General features: G+C 73.4%; 16 protein-coding genes. 10 read left to right on the top strand and 6 right to left on the bottom strand.

Annotated elements, in window-relative coordinates:
- Positions 1–408 carry a hypothetical protein gene (locus OHT52_RS29490; RefSeq protein ID WP_328723223.1) on the bottom strand — a complete coding sequence of 136 codons (408 nt, stop codon included), beginning with the start codon at positions 406–408 and terminating at the stop codon, positions 1–3.
- Between the two features lie 247 nt (positions 409–655).
- Between OHT52_RS29490 and OHT52_RS29485 the strand changes: the two genes are divergently transcribed.
- From OHT52_RS29485 to OHT52_RS29470, 4 genes are all read left to right on the top strand, one after another.
- Positions 656–1,744 carry a WD40/YVTN/BNR-like repeat-containing protein gene (locus OHT52_RS29485; protein ID WP_328723222.1) on the top strand — a complete coding sequence of 363 codons (1,089 nt, stop codon included), beginning with the start codon at positions 656–658 and terminating at the stop codon, positions 1,742–1,744.
- A gap of 103 nt (positions 1,745–1,847) precedes the next feature.
- Complete coding sequence (locus OHT52_RS29480; RefSeq protein WP_328723221.1) at positions 1,848–2,525, top strand: uracil-DNA glycosylase; 678 nt, start codon at positions 1,848–1,850, stop codon at positions 2,523–2,525.
- Entirely contained in the window at positions 2,510–3,568 is a 1,059-nt protein-coding gene (locus tag OHT52_RS29475; protein WP_443046821.1) for an N-acetylglucosamine kinase, read from the top strand. Before OHT52_RS29480 ends, OHT52_RS29475 begins: the two co-directional genes overlap by 16 nt.
- Before the next feature lie 133 nt (positions 3,569–3,701).
- On the top strand, positions 3,702–4,625 hold the full coding sequence (locus OHT52_RS29470) for a sirohydrochlorin chelatase (protein WP_328723219.1): 924 nt from the start codon (positions 3,702–3,704) through the stop codon (positions 4,623–4,625).
- A gap of 73 nt (positions 4,626–4,698) precedes the next feature.
- Here OHT52_RS29470 and OHT52_RS29465 read toward each other — a convergent pair whose 3' ends face one another.
- The 3 genes from OHT52_RS29465 to OHT52_RS29455 all read right to left on the bottom strand — a co-directional run bounded on the left by OHT52_RS29465 (position 4,699) and on the right by OHT52_RS29455 (position 8,480).
- The gene (locus OHT52_RS29465) at positions 4,699–5,754 is read right to left on the bottom strand and encodes a lactonase family protein (protein ID WP_328723218.1); all 1,056 of its coding nucleotides are present in this window, start codon (positions 5,752–5,754) and stop codon (positions 4,699–4,701) included.
- Positions 5,755–5,941: 187 nt separating this feature from the next.
- A complete protein-coding gene (locus tag OHT52_RS29460) occupies positions 5,942–7,450 on the bottom strand; it encodes an FUSC family protein (RefSeq protein ID WP_328723963.1) in 1,509 nt (502 codons plus the stop codon).
- Positions 7,451–7,742: 292 nt separating this feature from the next.
- A complete protein-coding gene (locus OHT52_RS29455; RefSeq protein ID WP_328723217.1) occupies positions 7,743–8,480 on the bottom strand; it encodes a DUF4232 domain-containing protein in 738 nt (245 codons plus the stop codon).
- A 481-nt stretch (positions 8,481–8,961) separates the two neighbouring features.
- On the opposite strand from OHT52_RS29455, the gene OHT52_RS29450 reads away from it, so the two are divergent.
- The 4 genes from OHT52_RS29450 (at position 8,962) to OHT52_RS29435 (ending at position 12,683) form a co-directional block, all read left to right on the top strand.
- On the top strand, positions 8,962–9,978 hold the full coding sequence (locus OHT52_RS29450) for a zinc-dependent alcohol dehydrogenase family protein (protein ID WP_328723216.1): 1,017 nt from the start codon (positions 8,962–8,964) through the stop codon (positions 9,976–9,978).
- Positions 9,979–10,032: 54 nt separating this feature from the next.
- Positions 10,033–10,443: a (R)-mandelonitrile lyase gene (locus tag OHT52_RS29445; RefSeq protein WP_328723215.1), complete on the top strand. Its 411-nt coding sequence runs from the start codon at positions 10,033–10,035 to the stop codon at positions 10,441–10,443.
- Between the two features lie 190 nt (positions 10,444–10,633).
- Positions 10,634–11,116, top strand: coding sequence for an Lrp/AsnC family transcriptional regulator (locus OHT52_RS29440; RefSeq protein WP_328723214.1), 483 nt, complete (start codon positions 10,634–10,636; stop codon positions 11,114–11,116).
- 328 nt (positions 11,117–11,444) lie between these two features.
- Positions 11,445–12,683, top strand: coding sequence for a serine/threonine-protein kinase (locus tag OHT52_RS29435; RefSeq protein WP_328723961.1), 1,239 nt, complete (start codon positions 11,445–11,447; stop codon positions 12,681–12,683).
- A gap of 34 nt (positions 12,684–12,717) precedes the next feature.
- On the opposite strand, the gene OHT52_RS29430 is transcribed toward OHT52_RS29435, so the two are convergent.
- A complete protein-coding gene (locus OHT52_RS29430; RefSeq protein WP_328723213.1) occupies positions 12,718–13,710 on the bottom strand; it encodes an aldo/keto reductase in 993 nt (330 codons plus the stop codon).
- Between the two features lie 110 nt (positions 13,711–13,820).
- Between OHT52_RS29430 and OHT52_RS29425 the strand changes: the two genes are divergently transcribed.
- Positions 13,821–14,426 carry a DNA polymerase ligase N-terminal domain-containing protein gene (locus OHT52_RS29425; protein ID WP_443046820.1) on the top strand — a complete coding sequence of 202 codons (606 nt, stop codon included), beginning with the start codon at positions 13,821–13,823 and terminating at the stop codon, positions 14,424–14,426.
- A 36-nt stretch (positions 14,427–14,462) separates the two neighbouring features.
- On the opposite strand, the gene OHT52_RS29420 is transcribed toward OHT52_RS29425, so the two are convergent.
- Complete coding sequence (locus OHT52_RS29420; RefSeq protein WP_328723211.1) at positions 14,463–16,280, bottom strand: SLC13 family permease; 1,818 nt, start codon at positions 16,278–16,280, stop codon at positions 14,463–14,465.
- Between the two features lie 310 nt (positions 16,281–16,590).
- On the opposite strand from OHT52_RS29420, the gene OHT52_RS29415 reads away from it, so the two are divergent.
- Positions 16,591–16,761, top strand: coding sequence for a hypothetical protein (locus OHT52_RS29415; protein WP_328723210.1), 171 nt, complete (start codon positions 16,591–16,593; stop codon positions 16,759–16,761).
- Positions 16,762–16,810 lie beyond the last annotated feature (49 nt).

The following is a 16,810-nucleotide window of genomic DNA, read 5'->3' as shown; positions in this document are numbered from 1 at the left end:
TCAGCCCTCCTCCCCCCTCAGTCGCCGCCGCAGGGCGATCGGCGTTTCGGCGTCGTAGACCTGCGTCCAGCTCCGGCCGACGCCGGACGTCCAGACGACATGGACGCTCACCCCCTCCACCCTGACGCTCCCGACGGTCATCATCCGCGGGCCGTCCCGCACGTCACCCCGCAGCAACTCGTCCGCCCGCACGGTGACGGGTCCGGCCGGACTGGCCCGCTCCGCCAGCTCGGCCGCGGCGAGGAGGGCCGCCGCCAGTTCCCGGGCCGCGGCCGGGGTGCAGCCGAGGTCCAGGCGCCGGCCCTGGACCACGATCCTCAGCCCGACCCGGAGCGGGTCCCCCGGGGTGCCGGGCTCCACCTCCCAGGCCGCCGTACGCCCCTCGGCATCCTCGAACCCGCTGCTCATCCTGGCGCTCCGCTCCCGCTCCGGGGCCGCGCGATCTGCGTACCGGCCCGCCCCGGCATTCCAGCACATCCCCGCCCCCCGCCGGCGCGGTGGCGCCCCACCGGCTCCGCGTTCCACCGGCCCCGGTCACCCGCCCGCCCGCCGGGACACGCTCCGACCCGCACACCCCCGCGCTGCGGGACGGTTCCCGCACATAGGTGCAAAATGACGCACATCCGGCAACTAAGGCATTTCGGGAGGCTCGGCCATGACCGATGTTCTGCTCACGGTGGGCACGCGCAAGGGGCTCTTCATCGGGCGCAGGCTCGGTGGGACCTGGGAGTTCGGTGCCCCCCACTTCAACGCGCAGGCCGTCTACTCGATCGCCATCGACACCCGGGGCCCCGCGCCGAGGCTGCTGGTGGGCGGTGACAGCTCGCACTGGGGGCCGTCCGTCTTCCACTCGGACGACCTCGGCGCGACCTGGGTGGAGCCCACCCGGCCCGCGGTGAAGTTCCCGGAGTTCACCGGGGCGTCCCTGGAGCGCGTCTGGCAGTTGCAGCCGGCCGGCCCCGAGGCGCCGGACGTGGTCTACGCGGGCACCGAACCGGCCGCCCTGTTCCGCTCCGAGGACCGGGGCGAGTCCTTCGAACTGGTACGGGCGCTCTGGGAGCATCCGACGCGTTCGCGCTGGGTGCCCGGCGGTGGGGGCGAGGGGCTGCACACCATCCTCACCGACCAGCGGGACCCCCGGGCCGTCACCGTCGCCGTCTCGACGGCGGGCGTCTTCCGGACCAGCGACGGCGGCGAGAGCTGGGAGCCCGCGAACAAGGGGGTGTCGGCGGTCTATCTGCCCGACCCGGAACCGGAGTTCGGCCAGTGCGTGCACAAGGTCACCCGCGATGCCGCCGATCCCGACCGCCTCTATCTGCAGAACCACTGGGGCGTGTTCCGCAGCGACGACGGAGGCGACCGGTGGACGGACATCGGGGCGGATCTGCCCTCCGACTTCGGGTTCGCCGCGGTGGCCCATCCCCGCCGGGGCGGGACCGCCTACATCTTCCCGATCAACGCCGACATCGACCGGGTGCCCGCACAGCACCGCTGCCGCGTGTTCCGCACCACCGACGCCGGTTCGAGCTGGGAGCCGCTGTCCCGGGGACTGCCGGAGGGCGACCACTACGGCACGGTGCTGCGCGACGCGCTCTGCACGGACGGCGCCGATCCGGCGGGGATCTACTTCGGCAACCGCAACGGCGAGGTGTTCGCCAGTGCCGACGACGGCGACAGCTGGACGCAACTCGCCGCGCACCTGCCGGACGTGCTCTGCGTCCGGGCCACGACACTGGCTTCGTGACCGCCCGGCGGGCGCTGGGCGCGAGGTCCCGGTTCACCGCCGGGAGAGAACGCGGCGACCAGGCAGTTGATCGTTTCGGCGGTACGCCCAGTAGAGTGCGCCCGTGGCAGCACGACCGTTGAAAGAAATCATCGAACCCGGCTGGGCCGAGGCCCTCGAACCGGTGGCCGGACGCATCGCGGCCATGGGCGACTTCCTCCGTGCGGAGATGGCCGCGGGGCGCACCTACCTCCCGTCCGGCGCGAACGTCCTGCGGGCGTTCCAGCAACCCTTCGCCGACGTAAGGGTCCTGATCGTCGGTCAGGACCCGTATCCGACGCCGGGTCACGCGATCGGGTTGAGTTTCGCGGTGGCGCCGGACGTGCGGCCGGTACCGGGAAGCCTCGACAACATCTTCCGCGAGATGCACAGCGACCTCGGAACACCCCGGCCGTCCAACGGCGACCTGACGCCTTGGACGCGCCAGGGGGTACTGCTGCTCAACAGGGCCCTGACCACGGCCCCGCGCCGTCCGGCCGCCCACCGCGGCAAGGGCTGGGAAGAGGTCACCGAGCAGGCGATCCGGGCGCTCGTCGCGCGCGGCACCCCGCTGGTCTCGGTGCTCTGGGGCGCCGATGCCCGCAGACTGCGCCCGCAGCTGGGCGACTACCCCGCCATCGAGTCGGCGCACCCCTCCCCCATGTCGGCGGACCGCGGCTTCTTCGGCTCGCGCCCGTTCAGCAGGGTCAACGAGTTCCTGGAGCGCCAGGGGGCGCAGCCGGTGGACTGGCAGCTGCCGTGACACCGGGCGCCGGCGCGTACGTGATCGGGGTGGACTCCGGCGGGTCCGGGCTCCGCGTCGCACTCGGCACCGCCGGCACCTCGGCGCCCGTCGCGACGACCGTGTGCGCGGAGCCGGTGCGTACCGGCCCCGACGGCATCGACGCCGACCACTTCCTGGCCCAACTCCTGCCGGCGGTGAAGCGGTTGACGCGTGATGCCCTCGGGGCGCGGGCGCCCGCCCGCATCGCGGCGGTCGCGGTGGGCGCCGCGGGCATGGCGACCCTGGGCGACCATCTGCGCGCTCGGCTGCCGAAGGCACTGGCCACCTCGCTCGGCGTCCGCGCACTGGTCCTCGCGGCGGACGGGGTGACCGCGTACGCGGGCGCGCTCGGGCAGCGTCCGGGCGCCGTCGTCGCGGGCGGCACCGGGATGATCGCGCTCGGCACCGATCTCGGCGAGTGGCGCCGCGCGGACGGCTGGGGTCATCTCCTGGGGGACAGCGGGGGCGGTGCGTGGATCGGCCGGGAGGGCCTGGACGCCGCTCTGCGCGCGCACGACGGCCGGCGCGGTGGCTCTCCCGCGCTGCTGGAGCGGCTGCGGGCCGTGTTCGGTCCGGCGACCGGACTCCCGGGTCTGCTCTATCCCCGCGCCGACCGCCCCGCGCTGCTCGCGTCGTTCGCGCCCGAGGTCGCCGCGTGCGCGCAGGAGGACCCCGTCGCCAGGTCGGTCCTGCGCCGGGCCGCCGCGCACATCGCCGAGGCGGCCGCGGCCGTGTGCCCGGGGACCGGGTTTCCCGGAACGGGGGAACGCGCCACGGGCCCCGGCGGGGAGCCCGTCGAAGTAGCTCTTACGGGTGGCCTGTTCCGTATGGGTGAGCCGCTCCTCGCGCCCCTGCGCGAGGAGTTGGGACGGCAGTTGACGCACGCGGCCCTGGTTCCGGCCGCGGGGGACCCGCTCGCGGGTTCACTCCTGCTCGCACGGGCGCTGGCCAGGTCGGACCTTCGGCTGCCCCGCCATCCGACCCTGCTGCACGTCGTCGGCGGCGGCTCCGACGGCGGCTGAGGGACACACCCGGAGGCCAGACAGAGCGGGGCAGTTGACCGGTACGTCACTGATCGGACATAAACGGACAGATAACGCCCAGCTGTACCCTCCCTGAACGAGGGGGCAACCAAAACCAGTAGCATGCGGCGCCATGAGCACCCCCACTGGGCCCGCTTCCGGCCTGCCTGTACGAATGCCGCGACCTCGCCAGTCCGGACGGCACCGCCGCCCGGAGCCCGTGGTCGCGCCCGAGGGCGCTGCCGTGCTCGTCCTCGCCGTTCCCGGTACCCCTTCCCCGGCCGCCCGCAGCGTGGCCGAGGAAGTCATCAGCATCGCCCGTTCCGAGCTGCCCGGCCTCAACGCGGTCATCGGTTACCTCGAAGGCGACGACGCCGAATTCCCGGCGCTCGCCTCCGTCCTCACGCAGTGCGCCGCCGAGCGCGTCGCGGCGTACGAGCAGGCCACGGCCGCGGGACGTGAGGTTCCGGTGCCCGAGGGCCCGTCCTCCGTGGTGGTCCCTCTGCTGGCGGGACCCGACAGCGCCCTGATCCGCCGGATACGGCAGGCGGTCATGGAGAGCGGCACGCAGGTCGAGCTGACCGAGGTGCTGGGCCCGCACCCGCTGCTGGCCGAGGCGCTGCACGTGCGCCTCTCGGAGGCCGGTCTGGCGCGTGCCGACCGGGCCAGGCTGTTCACCGTCGCCACCGCCGCCGACGGCATCGTGCTGGCCACGGTGGGCGGCGACGAGGCCGTCAAGGCCGCCGGCATCACCGGCATGCTGCTGGCCGCCCGGCTGGCCGTGCCCGTGATGGCGGCCGCGCTGGACGTGGAAGGCTCGGTGTCCTCGATCGCGGACCAGCTGAAGAACGCGGGCTCCCTCCAGCTCGCGCTGGCGCCCTACCTGGTGGGTCCCGAGGTCGACACGGGCCTGCTGGACGCGGCGGCGAAGGAGGCGGGCTGCGCGACGGCGGAGCCGCTCGGCGCCTACCCGGCGATCGGCAAGCTCGTGCTGTCCCTGTACGCCTCGGCGCTGGGCATCTCGCCCGCGACGCCCCAGGGCGTCCCGGCGCACTGATCACGCGCCCCCGGCAGCACCGTGCGGTGTGTCCCCGCTCCCGGGCGGGGACACACCGCACGGGCGTCCCCCGTCAGACCAGGAGGACGCAGGAGGCGGCCGGTGCGTCGATCGAGCCCGCGTGGCGCGGTACACCCGTCTCCTGGTCGACGGCGAACCAGCTGACGTCTCCGGAGCGCTCATTGGCCGCGTACAGCCACTGACCGGTGGGATCGAGCGTCAGATCGCGCGGCCAGTTGCCGCCGCAGGGGACGGACGCGACCAGCTGCGCCTTCTCACCCGTCTCGTCCAGGGTGAGTACGGAGATGCTGTCGTGCCCCCGGTTGGCGGTCCAGACGAACCTGCCGTCGAGGGAGACGACGACCTCGGACGGGTACGTGCGGTCCGGGGCACCGGCCGCCTCCTCGGGCAGTACCGGCACCTCGTGGAGCGGCTCCAGCACGCCCGTGGCCGCGTCCCAGCGGCAGAGGGTGAGGGTCGGCTCCAGCTCGTTCAGTACGTACGCGTGGCGTCCCGCCGGGTGGAAGGCCAGGTGGCGGGGGCCGGTGCCGGGGCGCAGCGCGGTCTCCCCGTGCGGACGCAGCTCGCCGGTGACCCGGTCGACGGCGCCGACGTACACCGAGTCGGTGCCGAGGTCCACGCTCAGCAGCCAGTCGCCCGACGGGTCGGGCAGCACCTGGTGGGCGTGCGGCTCGGTCTGCCGTTCGGCGTCGGGGCCGCTGCCCTCGTGCTGTTCGACGAAGACGGCGGCGCGCGGTGACCCGTCTTCCCGCAGCGGCAGCACGGTGACGCTGCCGGAGCCGTAGTTCGCGGTGACCAGGTGGTTCGCCGCGAGGGTGAGGTGGGTCGGTCCGTCGCCGTTCACCGAGCGCAGGCAGCCACCGACGAGCCGGGGTACCTCGCCTGCGATGTCGAGTGCGGCGGCCGCGCCTTCGGACGCCTCGCTGACGGCGTAGAGGATCGTGCCGTCGGCCGACGCCACGAGGAACGACGGATCGGGGACGGTGTCGGTCGAGCCGACCACCGTGAGCGCGCCGGTCTCCCGGTCCACCTCCGCGACGGTGATGCCCTTCCCGCCATTGGTGGTGAAAGACCCTATGAACGCCCGCCCGGCGCTGTTGCCGCTCATCGCGCTACCCCTTTGTGCCCGTACCTGGTGTGGGTGCGGGCCGTGCGGTCCGCCCGGCCGACGGTAGCAGGCGCCGATCGCCCGGCAGGGCCGGGCACGGGCCGGCGGACCGCCGGCACGGGAGGGCCGCCGGGGCTCGCCGGCACACCGCTGACCGAGGTCGCCGCTCGGCCCGTACGCGTGCCGCTCAGGCGCTCGCCGGCACCGGGTCGGCCCGCCGCAGCGGCTCGGCCAGATCGAGAAGGGCCTGCTCCAGCGCGTGGAGGTGGGCGAACGCCGGTTCGGCGTGTGCCGCCGCCGGTGCCACGGGGGCGTGCTCGCGGCGGCGGTCCGGCACCGGCGGATCGGTGAGCGCCTCGACGGCGGTCTCCACACGCCAGCAGGCGGCGGCGAGCCGTGCGTCGTGGGAGGCCTCGGGGTCGGCGGCGACGGAGGCGAGTCCGCGGACCTCGCGGGCACAGCCGTCGAGCAGGGCGAGGACCTGGCGCGCCCGCCTCTTGCGTGCCCTCATCGGGCTCAGCGGATGGACGAGTGGTGCCAGCGAGAGCCGTACCCGGCCGAGGATGGCTTCCAGTTCGGCCACCAGGGGTGCCGGGTCGGCGTCCGCGCCGCCTGCGAGCCGGGCCGCGGCCTCGGCGGTACAGGCGTGCACGCAGCGCAGCGCGCGGGCCACCCAGGCGTCGGTCACGGAGTGCGTGGTCACCGGCAGGACGAGCAGGACCGCGAGGACGGCGCCCAGTGCGCCGACCGCCGTCTCGCCCACCCGCAGGACGAGGAGCGCAGGGTCGAGCACGCCGAGCAATCCGTACAGCATGCTCGCCATGACGGTCACCGCGAGCATCATCCACGTGTAGGAGACGGCCGCGGTGTAGAAGACGCCGAAGACGCTCAGCGCGACGACCACCGCTGCCGGGACGGGGCTGTCGTGCAGCGGTACGGCCACGGCGAAGCCGATCCCGATGCCGAGCACCGTCCCCAGGACCCTCCTGAAGCTCCGCACCACCGTCTCCCCGCGCGAGGTGGTGGCGACGAACACCCACCAGGTGGCGCCCACCGCCCAGTACCATCGCTGGTCCGACAGCACCTGTCCGGCCGCGAGCGCGAACGCGGCGCCGGCGGCGGCCTGCACGGCCTGTCGTGTGGTGATCCGCGCGAGCCCGCTCCCGCCGGCCGGCGCGGGCACCGGTGGGGGAACCGGCAGCCGCCGCTCGTAGCACCAGACCCCGAACCGGACGGCCGCCGCGGTGGCCACCGAGAGCAGTACGGCTCCGTACAGTTCCGGGATCCGGCTCGGCACGGCCTGCAGGAACTGCGCCATGAAGCAGGTCATGAAGGCGAACACGCCGAGCGAGTGACCGCGCGGCCCCCACCGTCGCGCGTACACCCCGCCGCCCACGGCGGCGAGGAACACCAGGTCCCGGGCGACCGGCACGTCGTGCAGGACGGCGGCGAGCACCAGCACCGGCAGCCCGACGACGGGCAGCAGCGCGGTCGTCACGGCCTGTCCGCGCACGGTCGGATCTCCGACCGTGAACAGGGCGAGCAACGCGGACAGCCCGCCCGCGACGGTGGCGACCAGTGAATGTCCGGTGACCCCGCACAACGCGACGGCCGACCCGATGCCGAGCACGGCCCGGGCCGCGAACCGCAGCCTGATCCGCCCGGGATCCGGCGCCACGAACGCCCTCCTCAGCACGTCGCCCCACCCTTCCTTCTGTCCGTCCGCCCGGGCGCGCTTGAACATGTCCGGGCGCATGAGAAAGGCGCTGCGGACCCCCCGTTCCGGGGCTCCGCAGCGCCATCGCTGCACACATCTCACCATTCACCCGGCCGACGGTTCAATCGACAGAGAAATCAGTGGGCCAATGGTTCAGATTCTCTCCGTACCGCTGAGCCGCGACAGAGCCAACGGTTCACCGTCGGGTCCATCCCGTCGGCCCGGGGCGTCCGTCCGGAGCGGACGACCCGCCCGTCTCCGGCCGATGCCGTCAGAGCTGATTGATCGCGCGCATCGCCAGGCCTTCGGTGCCGGCCCAGCCGTTCACCCGGGCCGCTTCGTCGTAGGAGACGGAACGCAGGCCGTCGGGCAGGTCGAAGAGGAGAACGCCGTTGAGTTCGGTGCCCTCGCCGGCGACCAGCGTGGCGGTGAACCGCTGGGACTGTTCGTACTCCGCTTCGCCGCCCTCGTCGTTGCCGAAGACGTACAGGCCGGCGTACGCCTTACCGCCCCCCTCGACGATGAGCGGCTGGCTGTCCGGTCCCACGAGCGGCTCGACGCCCGGAGCGTCGCTGCCGGAACCGAGCCGTAGCAGCGGTCCCTCGTTGAGGACGCACGGCGCCTCGGCGCCGTTGGTGACGGTCAGCAGGAAGTGACGGGGGGTCTCCCCGGGCGAGTCCTGGAGCTCGACCGCGGTGGTGAGGCCGTCGGCCTCGCAGTCCTGGTAGTCGGTGCCGTTGCCGCCACCGGTCTCGCCGCTGTCCCCGGCGGGTTCGGCGGTCGGGGCCGCACTCGTACCCGTGCCGGAGTCGCCCGAGGGCTCGCCGCTCTTCGACGCGCTCGCCCCCGCCGACCGCCCGGCCGACCCGGAGCCCGGTGCCGCCCCGCCGTCACCGTCGGAGGACTGGCAGCCGGTGACCGTCAGCAGGGCCACGACGACGGCAGCCCCCGCGAGGGCACCGCCCCGACCCCGACGTGGCGAACCGGCTCCGACCGTATTCGAGTCCATGCTGCCCCACTCCCCCCGTGACCAGCCCCAGGGCCGGCCGCCCGCAAGCTGCCCGCCCATTGTGGAGGCGGCCGATCCGGCCGGCACAGCCCGGATCCGAGTCTGTTACAGCCCTCGCACGAACCGAGCACCTTGGCGTGACCATGCCCGCGGCGGCCATGCCGACGACCTTCTCGCGCACACGCGTCGAGGCGGCAGCCGGGCAGGGTGGAGGCGACCGCGCACCCGGGCCCGTGGCGGCCGGACCGCGCTCTCCACAAGGGACCTGTCGCGGGCCCAGAGGTGTACTGGCGGTACACCTCCCACTGGTGACTCGCTCGCCGCGCGGGATGCGGGTTACCTGGAAGACGTGGCACCTCCCGCCGCCCGCGCGTCGGCGCGGCACGGCTCGGGGGGTGCGACGACGGGCGCGCCGCCGAGAGCGCGCCCCGGCAATTCGGTACGGGCACCACATGCCCGTCCCCGGCACGTAAGGAACCCCATGCGCGGCGCAGTGATTCACGCTCCCGGTGACGTCCGTTTCGAGACCTTGGCCGACCCGAAGATCCTCCACCCCACCGACGCGATCATCCGCACGGCGGCCACCTGCGTGTGCGGTTCCGATCTGTGGGCGTGGCGAGGGCTGGAGCCGGTCGAAGACCCGCACCCGATGGGGCACGAGTACATCGGGTTCGTGGAGGAGGTCGGCAACCGGGTCACCTCGGTGAAGCCGGGGCAGTTCGTGGTGGGGTCCTTCGCGACCTCGGACAACACCTGTGCCCACTGCCGCAACGGGTTCCAGTCGAATTGCCTGCACCGCGAGTTCATGAGCACCTGCCAGGCCGACTACGTCCGCATCCCCAACGCCCAGGGGACCCTGGTGGCCACCGAGGAGGTCCCGGACGAGAAGTACTGGCCCGGTCTGCTGGCCGTGTCCGACGTCATGGGCACCGGCTGGTGGGCCGCGGAGGCTGCCGCGGTCGCCCCCGGCTCGACCGCCGTCGTCGTCGGCGACGGCGCTGTCGGCCTCTCCGCGGTGATCGCGGCCAAGGAGATGGGCGCCGGGCGCATCATCGCCATGAGCCGCCACGAGAGCCGGCAGAAGCTCGCCCTGGAGTTCGGCGCCACCGACCTCGTCACCGAGCGCGGCGCCGAGGGCGTCGCGCGGATCAAGGATCTCACCGGCGGCATCGGCGCCGACAGCGTCCTCGAGTGCGTCGGCACCTCCCAGGCCATGCGCCAGGCCCTGCACTCGGCCCGCCCCGGCGGCAACGTCGGCTTCGTCGGTGTCCCCCACGACGTCGCCGTCGACGGGCAGGAACTCTTCTTCTCGCACGTCGGACTGCGCGGCGGCCCCGCCCCCGTACGCCGCTACCTCCCCGACCTCATCGACCGGGTCCTCACCGGCCGTATCGACCCCGGGAAGGTCTTCGACCTCACCCTCCCCCTCGACCAGGTCGCCGAGGGCTACCGGGCGATGGACGAACGCCGCGCGATCAAGGCACTCCTCAAGCCCTGACGGCCCCCGCCCCGACAGAACCCGCTCGCACGAGCAGCCACGGAAGGAACGACCATGCAGATCACCCGGAGTTCGATCACCACCGCCAAGGGTCCCGCCGAGTGGTTCACCGGCGACGTCTGGATCGACGCCGTCGCGGCGGCGCCCGCGCCGTCCCGGGTCACCGCGAACCTGGTGCACTTCATGCCCGGCGCCCGCACCCACTGGCACAGCCACCCGCTGGGCCAGACCGTCTTCGTCACCGAGGGCGTCGGCCTGTGCCAGCGCCGCGGCGGACCCGTCGAGATCATCCGTCCGGGCGACCGCGTACTGTTCGAGGCGGGCGAGGAGCACTGGCACGGCGCCGCCCCCAACCGCCTGATGGTCCATGTCGCCATCAACGAGGGCGACGCCGAGCACGCCGTCGTGCACTGGCTGACTCCCGTCACCGACGAGGAGTACACCGCGACTCCGGCGGCCGGCTGACGCCCGCCCCGAGCCGGCCCGGCCGCGGGGCGGTCTCCGGCGTCCGCCACCGCTCTGTCGTCGACGCCGCCGCCCTCGTCCGGTCCATGGGTACGTCCACCGCTGAGCGGCTTTTCCGGGTCGTCGGGCCCCCGGGGAGCCGGGATAGGCTCGGACCGCCCCACGTACCCCCAGAAGAGGCAGGCGCACCATGGCGGTGGACGCTCTCGACACCCGTATCCTGCGGCTCCTCATCGAGCAGCCTCGTACCAGCGCCCGGGAGCACGCCCGCATCCTGGGGGTGGCCCGGGGGACGCTCCAGGCCCGGATGGACCGGCTGGAGCGGGACGGCGTGATCACGGGCACCGGCCCGGTCCTCTCCCCCGCCGCCCTGGGGCATCCGGTGCTCGCCTTCGTCCACCTGGAGGTCACGCAGGGGCGTCTGGACGAGGTCGGGGACGCGCTTGCGGAGGTTCCGGAGATCATCGAGGCGTTCTCGACCACCGGCGGCGGGGATCTGCTGACCCGGGTCGTGGCGCGGGACAACGGTCATCTGGAGGACGTGATCCAGCGGCTCATCCAGCTGCCCGGCGTGGTGCGGACCCGCACCGAGGTGGCACTGCGCGAGCGGGTGCCGCACCGGGTCCTGCCGCTGGTGGAGGCGCTGGGGCGGACGGCCCCCGTACGGGGCTGAGCGCCGGACCGCCGGGTCTCCGGAAGATCCCTGCCGCCGAACCGCGCCGCGCGCCGGGCACTTGCCCCTGAACGCGCCGTCAGGGGTCGCTCTCCCCGGTTCCGGTCGAGGCCGGGAAGAGCGGAGGAGGAACGGAACTGACCGGCCGTAACATCGGGTCCACCGGACAGATATCCTGATCATCGCCGCGAGCCCCGCCCCGTCCCGCTCCTCGTGAGCACGACCCGTGCGTCGCCCCGGCTGACGCAACGGGCCACAATTCGAGATAGGTGTACAGGTGCTGGTAGCTGATCGGTACCGGTTGGTGTCCCCCATCGGGCGTGGTGGCATGGGCGAGGTGTGGCGGGCGACGGACGAGGTCCTCGGCCGTGCCGTCGCCGTCAAGCTGCTGCTGGGGGACCGGGCCGACTCCTCTTCCACCGCACGGTTCCGGCTGGAGGCGCAGACGGCCGCCCGGCTGAGCCACCCGCACCTGGTCGCGGTCTTCGACTTCGGCACGTGGGAGGACCGCCTCTATCTCGTCATGGAGCTGGTCGAGGGGCGCAGCCTCGGCGATCTGCTGACCGCGCAGGAGAGTGTCCACCCCGAGCAGGTGGCGCGGATCGCGGGCGACGCCGCGGCCGGGCTCGCCGCCGCGCACCGCCAGGGTGTGGTGCACCGGGACATCAAGCCGGGCAACCTCATGCTGGACGCCGAAGGCTCCGTGAAGATCGGCGACTTCGGGATAGCCCAGTTCGTCGACGATCCCTCGACGGCGCTGACGACGGCCGGCCAGATCGTGGGGACGAGCCTGTATCTGGCACCGGAGCGCGCGCTCGGCCGGACGGCGGGCGCGGACTCCGACATGTACTCGCTGGGCTGCGTCATCTACCACCTGCTGCTGGGCCGCCCGCCGTTCCGCTCGGACACCGCCGCCGCCACGCTTTATCAGCATGTCGACACGCCTCCGGTGCCCCTGCGGGACCAGGGGGTCGACATCTCGCCGGCCTTCGACACGTATCTGCTGGGGCTGCTCGCCAAGAAGCCCGAGGAGCGCCCGACCGCGCAGGAAGCGGCCGACTGGTTCCGTACCGCGGCCTGGCGCGGGAACGGCGGTCCGGCGGCAGCGGCCGGGTCCGGCTCGCGCTCCACCGCGCCCACGGCGGTCTCTGGGGACGCGCCCGGCCCGGGGCACCGGACCGGGCAGTCCGGGGGGCGGCGCCGGGCCGCGCCGCCGGTGAACCGCGCGGCGCCGCGGGCGGGCAGCCGCTCCGGCAGCCGCGCGGCGGGCCGGGGTGCCGCGAGATCCGGCGGTCGCCGGCTCGCCGCGAGCGAGGCCATCCGGCGGCGCCCACGGGTGGCGAGCGCGGTGGCGGGCTCCATCGCGTTCGTGGTGGCCGTCTACCTGGGGACGGTGATCTTCGCCCCCGACTCCGGTTCGGCGGTGACCCCGGGCACCGGTGCGTCGCAGGGTGTCGTCACGCCGCAGGGGGAGGGCTCCCCCGCCCCCGCCACGTCCGACGCCCAGGGCACCGGGCAGCAGGACTCGGGCGGCGAGGACGGGGACGACGGCGGGGACGACGACTGAGTGGTCGTCCCGGCCCCGTCGCCGGAGCGCGTGGTTACCAGCGGCCGTGCACACCCGCACGGATGCGGCGGTCGTACAGGTCGCGCACCGCGTCCAGGGTCGGCTGCGGCAGCGGGGAGAGCGCGGCCGCGTCGGCGTTGGCACGGGCCTGGTCCACGGACCGCGCTCCGGGGATGACGCTGGTGACGCCGGGCTGCTGGATGATCCAGCGCAGCGCGGTCTGGGCGGGCGTGGCCCCCTCGGGTGCGAATCCGGAGAACTCGGCGGCGGCCTCGATGCCGGTCGCGTAGTCGATTCCGGAGAAGGTCTCGCCCTGGTCGAACGCCTCGCCGTGGCGGTTGTAGGTCCGGTGGTCCTCCGGGGCGAAGACGGTCTCGGCCGTGTAGCGGCCGGAGAGCAGGCCGGATGCGAGCGGGACCCGGGCGATGATGCCCACTCCGGCGGCGAGGGCGGCCGGGAGGACCTTCTCCAGCGGCTTCAGCCGGAACGGGTTGAGGATGATCTGGACGCTCGCGACGCCGGGGCGGGCGATCGCGGTGAGCGCCTCCTCGCAGGTCTCGACGCTGACCCCGTAGGCGGCGACGCGCTGCTCGGCGACGAGGGTGTCGAGCGCGTCGAAGACGGCGTCGGTCGAGTAGACGCTGGTGGGCGGGCAGTGGAGCTGGACCAGGTCCAGCGTGTCGACGCCGAGGTTCGCCCGCGAGCGGTCGTTCCACGCACGGAAGTGGTCCAGGACGTAGTTCTCCGGGACCTGGGCCTCGCGGCGGCCCATCTTGGTGGCGACGAGGACACCGGCGTCCGGCCGGTCCTTCAGGTAGCGGCCGATGAGCTGTTCGCTGCGGCCGTCGCCGTAGACGTCGGCGGTGTCGAAGAAGGTGACACCCGATCCGACCGCCGCGTCGAGTACCTCGAACGCGTCCTGCTCGCGTACCTCGCCCCAGTCCCCTCCGAGCTGCCATGTTCCCTGTCCGACGACCGATACGTCACGGCCGGTCCTGCCGAGAGTGCGCTGTTCCATGGAGATCATGTTATTGCGCCGCCCGCAGGCCCGTTCCGGGGCGGGGGGCGTGCCCGCCATGCGGCCGTCCGGGCGGGGCGGCACAGTGGAAGGTGAAGCGGAACGGACCGCCCGGCTCGATCTTCAGGACGGGGCGACGACGGAGGGAGCCCGCCATGCAGGACGAATCCGCGACCCCACTGCCGCGCTTCGTCGTGCAGATACACGCGGCACGGCGCATGCACTTCGACTTCCGGCTGGAGGTCGACGGCGTTCTGCGGTCCTGGGCGGTGCCGCAGGGCCCCTCGGACAACCCCAGCGACCGGCGGCTGGCGGTCCCCACGGAGGACCACGCACTGGAGTACCGCGAGTTCGAAGGGGTGATTCCGCCGGGTGAGTACGGCAGCGGCACCGTCATCGTCTGGGACCAGGGCACCTACGTACCGCTCGGCCACGACGAGCACGGGGTCCGGGTGCCCTTCGCGGAGTCCCTGGAGCGCGGCCACGCCACCTTCCGGCTCGTCGGCGAGAAGCTCCGGGGCGAGTTCGCGCTGATCAGGTTCCGGACGGGCCAGGAGGACGCGCGCGGCCAGGAGGCGTGGCTGCTGATCAAGGCCAAGGACGAGCAGGCGGTACGGGACCGGCCGGGCACCCCCGACCCGTACCACGCGCGTTCCGCCCGGACCGGGCGCACCCTGCGTCAGGTGTCGGCCGCGGAAGCCGGGCAGGACTCCGCCCGAGGGTGACGGGAGCGGGCGGGCACCCGTTTCCCGGGGCCGGCCTCACAGCGGCCAGACCCGGGGTACGACCGTCAGCGCCACCACCAGGAACCAGAGGACGATCGGCAGGCCGAAGCGCCAGTAGTCGCCGAACCGGTAACCCCCGGGCTCGTACACCATGAGGTTGGCGGCCGTGGCCACCGGAGTGAGCATCGCGGCGGCGGCGGCCACCGCGACCACCATGAGGACGGGGAGCACGGAAACCCCGACCTCCTGGGCGGCGACGGTCGCGATGGGGATGACGATCAGTGCGGTGGCGGTGTTGCTGACGAACTGCCCGAGCACGACCGTGACGAGGAAGAGGCCGGCCAGCAAGGCGTACCGGCTGCTGCCGGCGGTGTCCACGATGAGACGGGCGACGGAGTCCGCGGCGCCCGACTTCATGATCGCGGTGGAGAGCGGGAACATCGCTCCGACCATCACCACGGTGGGCCAGGACACTCCCCCGTACGCCTCGTGCACCGAGACGACCCTGAGGAGGATCATCGCCACGGCCGCGATCAGGGCGGCGACGGCCGGGGAGACCAGCCCGGAGGCGAGCAGGATCACCATCGCGGTCATCACGGCGAGAGCGCGCCGTCCGGCGGGTCCCACGGGGGTGTTCTGGCGCCGGACCGCCGCCGGGGAGTCGACCAGCAGCAGATCGTCGGAGTAGACCGCCGCGGTACCGCTGAGCGCGGGCCAGGACCCGTGCAGCAGAAGGGTGTCGCCTGCACGCAGCGTGACGGTGCCGGGGTCGGCGTTCTGTCCGTCCCGGTGCACGGCGAGTACCACGATGTCCCGGGCCTCCGTCAGCAGGCCGGGGAAGACCCGGGCGCCGACCAGCGCCGAGCGCGGCGAGATCAGCACCTCCGCGAGCCCGACCTCCCGGTTGACGAGCGCACCGGCCCGCTGCTCGCCCAGCCGGGCCCGCTGCGGGATCAGACCGTGGGTCTCCCCGAAGGCGTTCAGTTCGTCGGGCGTGCCGCGCACCACGACCTGGTCCCCGACGGCGAGGGCGTCGGTGCGGCGCAGTTCGTGGTCGTCCGAGTCCGCGCGCAGGGCGCCGAGCACGACGAGGTCGCCCTCCCCGGTATCGAGGGAGGGAAAGGTCGCCCCCACGCACGACGACCGCGGGGACACCACCAGTCCGCCGAGGTCGTCGGCGAGTCCGTAGTGCGCGACCAGGGTGAGGGTGTGATTGCTCAGATCCGGCGGGAGCGCCGCGGGACTGCGGGAGGGCAGCAGCCGGTCACCCAGGAAGACGGCTGCCGCGACCGTACCGGCGACCAGCGGGACGCCCACCCAGAGGAAGGAGAAGAAGCCGAAGCCCCTGCCGGTCACCTCCTTCGCGGCGTCGGAGACCAGCACGTTGATCGGGGTCCCGGTCAGCACCAGCATCGACCCGGCGTGCGCGGCGAACGCCAGCGGCATCACGAGTTTGGACGGCGGCATGCCGACACGGACCGCCAGCATGACCACGACCGGGAGCAGCGCGGCGACCGCCCCGTTCATGGTGATCAGCGCCGACAGGGCGGCGACGGAGACCAGGGTCAGCGCGACCAGCCGCCAACGGCTCCTCCCGGTGCGGGCCGCGAGCAGTTGTCCCGCCCTGGCCGTCACCCCGGTCACTTCGAGACCCGCGCTCACCACGAACAGGGCCGCCACGAAACCCACCACCGGGTCGCCGAAGCCACTGAAGATCTGGGCGGGCGTCAGCACTCCGATGCCCACGAGCGCCAGCGCGGAGCCGAGGGCGACCGCTTCGACGGGCAGGCGGTTCAGCGAGAACAGCACGATCACGGCCGCCAGCACCAGCAGCACCAGGGAGGAATCACTCATGGCTACCGAACCAGTAGAAATCGGTCACCAGGCGAACGTACTGCACAAGGTTCCCCCCTCGCACCGACCGGCGGTACGCGGCCGGCCGGGGCGGGGTCCGGGTGCGGGACGCGGGCGCCGGGTCCTCGCCCTCCGCCGTCCCGCCGGAAGCGGCCCGGTCGTCCCCTCGCGACCCGGGAGGTGAAGTGGCCGGTCTGAGGGCGGTGTTCGGGGGCACTAGACGTCGTGTCCCGTACGGCTACGGCGGGATTTCGCGGACCCGCCCCCGGAACAGCCTCCGGGGCGGCCCCCACCCGAGAGGAACCCTTCCATGCTCGCCATCGTCGCAGCGGTCCTGTTCTTCATCTCCTTCCTGATCAACGCCGCGGACATCACCACGAACGACGTCTTCTCGTCCGGCAACGTCATGCTGCTCGGGCTGCTCGCTCTCGCCCTGCACGTCGCGGGGATCGGCTCTGGCTGGTCCGCCCGCCGTCGTTGAGGGAGCGCGCCGGCCGGCCCGGCGGCTCCGACATGTTCGTCCCGCCCCC

The organism is Streptomyces sp. NBC_00247, from assembly GCF_036188265.1.
Classification (GTDB): Bacteria; Actinomycetota; Actinomycetes; order Streptomycetales; family Streptomycetaceae; genus Streptomyces.
The sequence above is the reverse complement of the archived record's forward strand: the minus strand, read 5'-3'. Positions and strand labels throughout refer to the sequence as shown.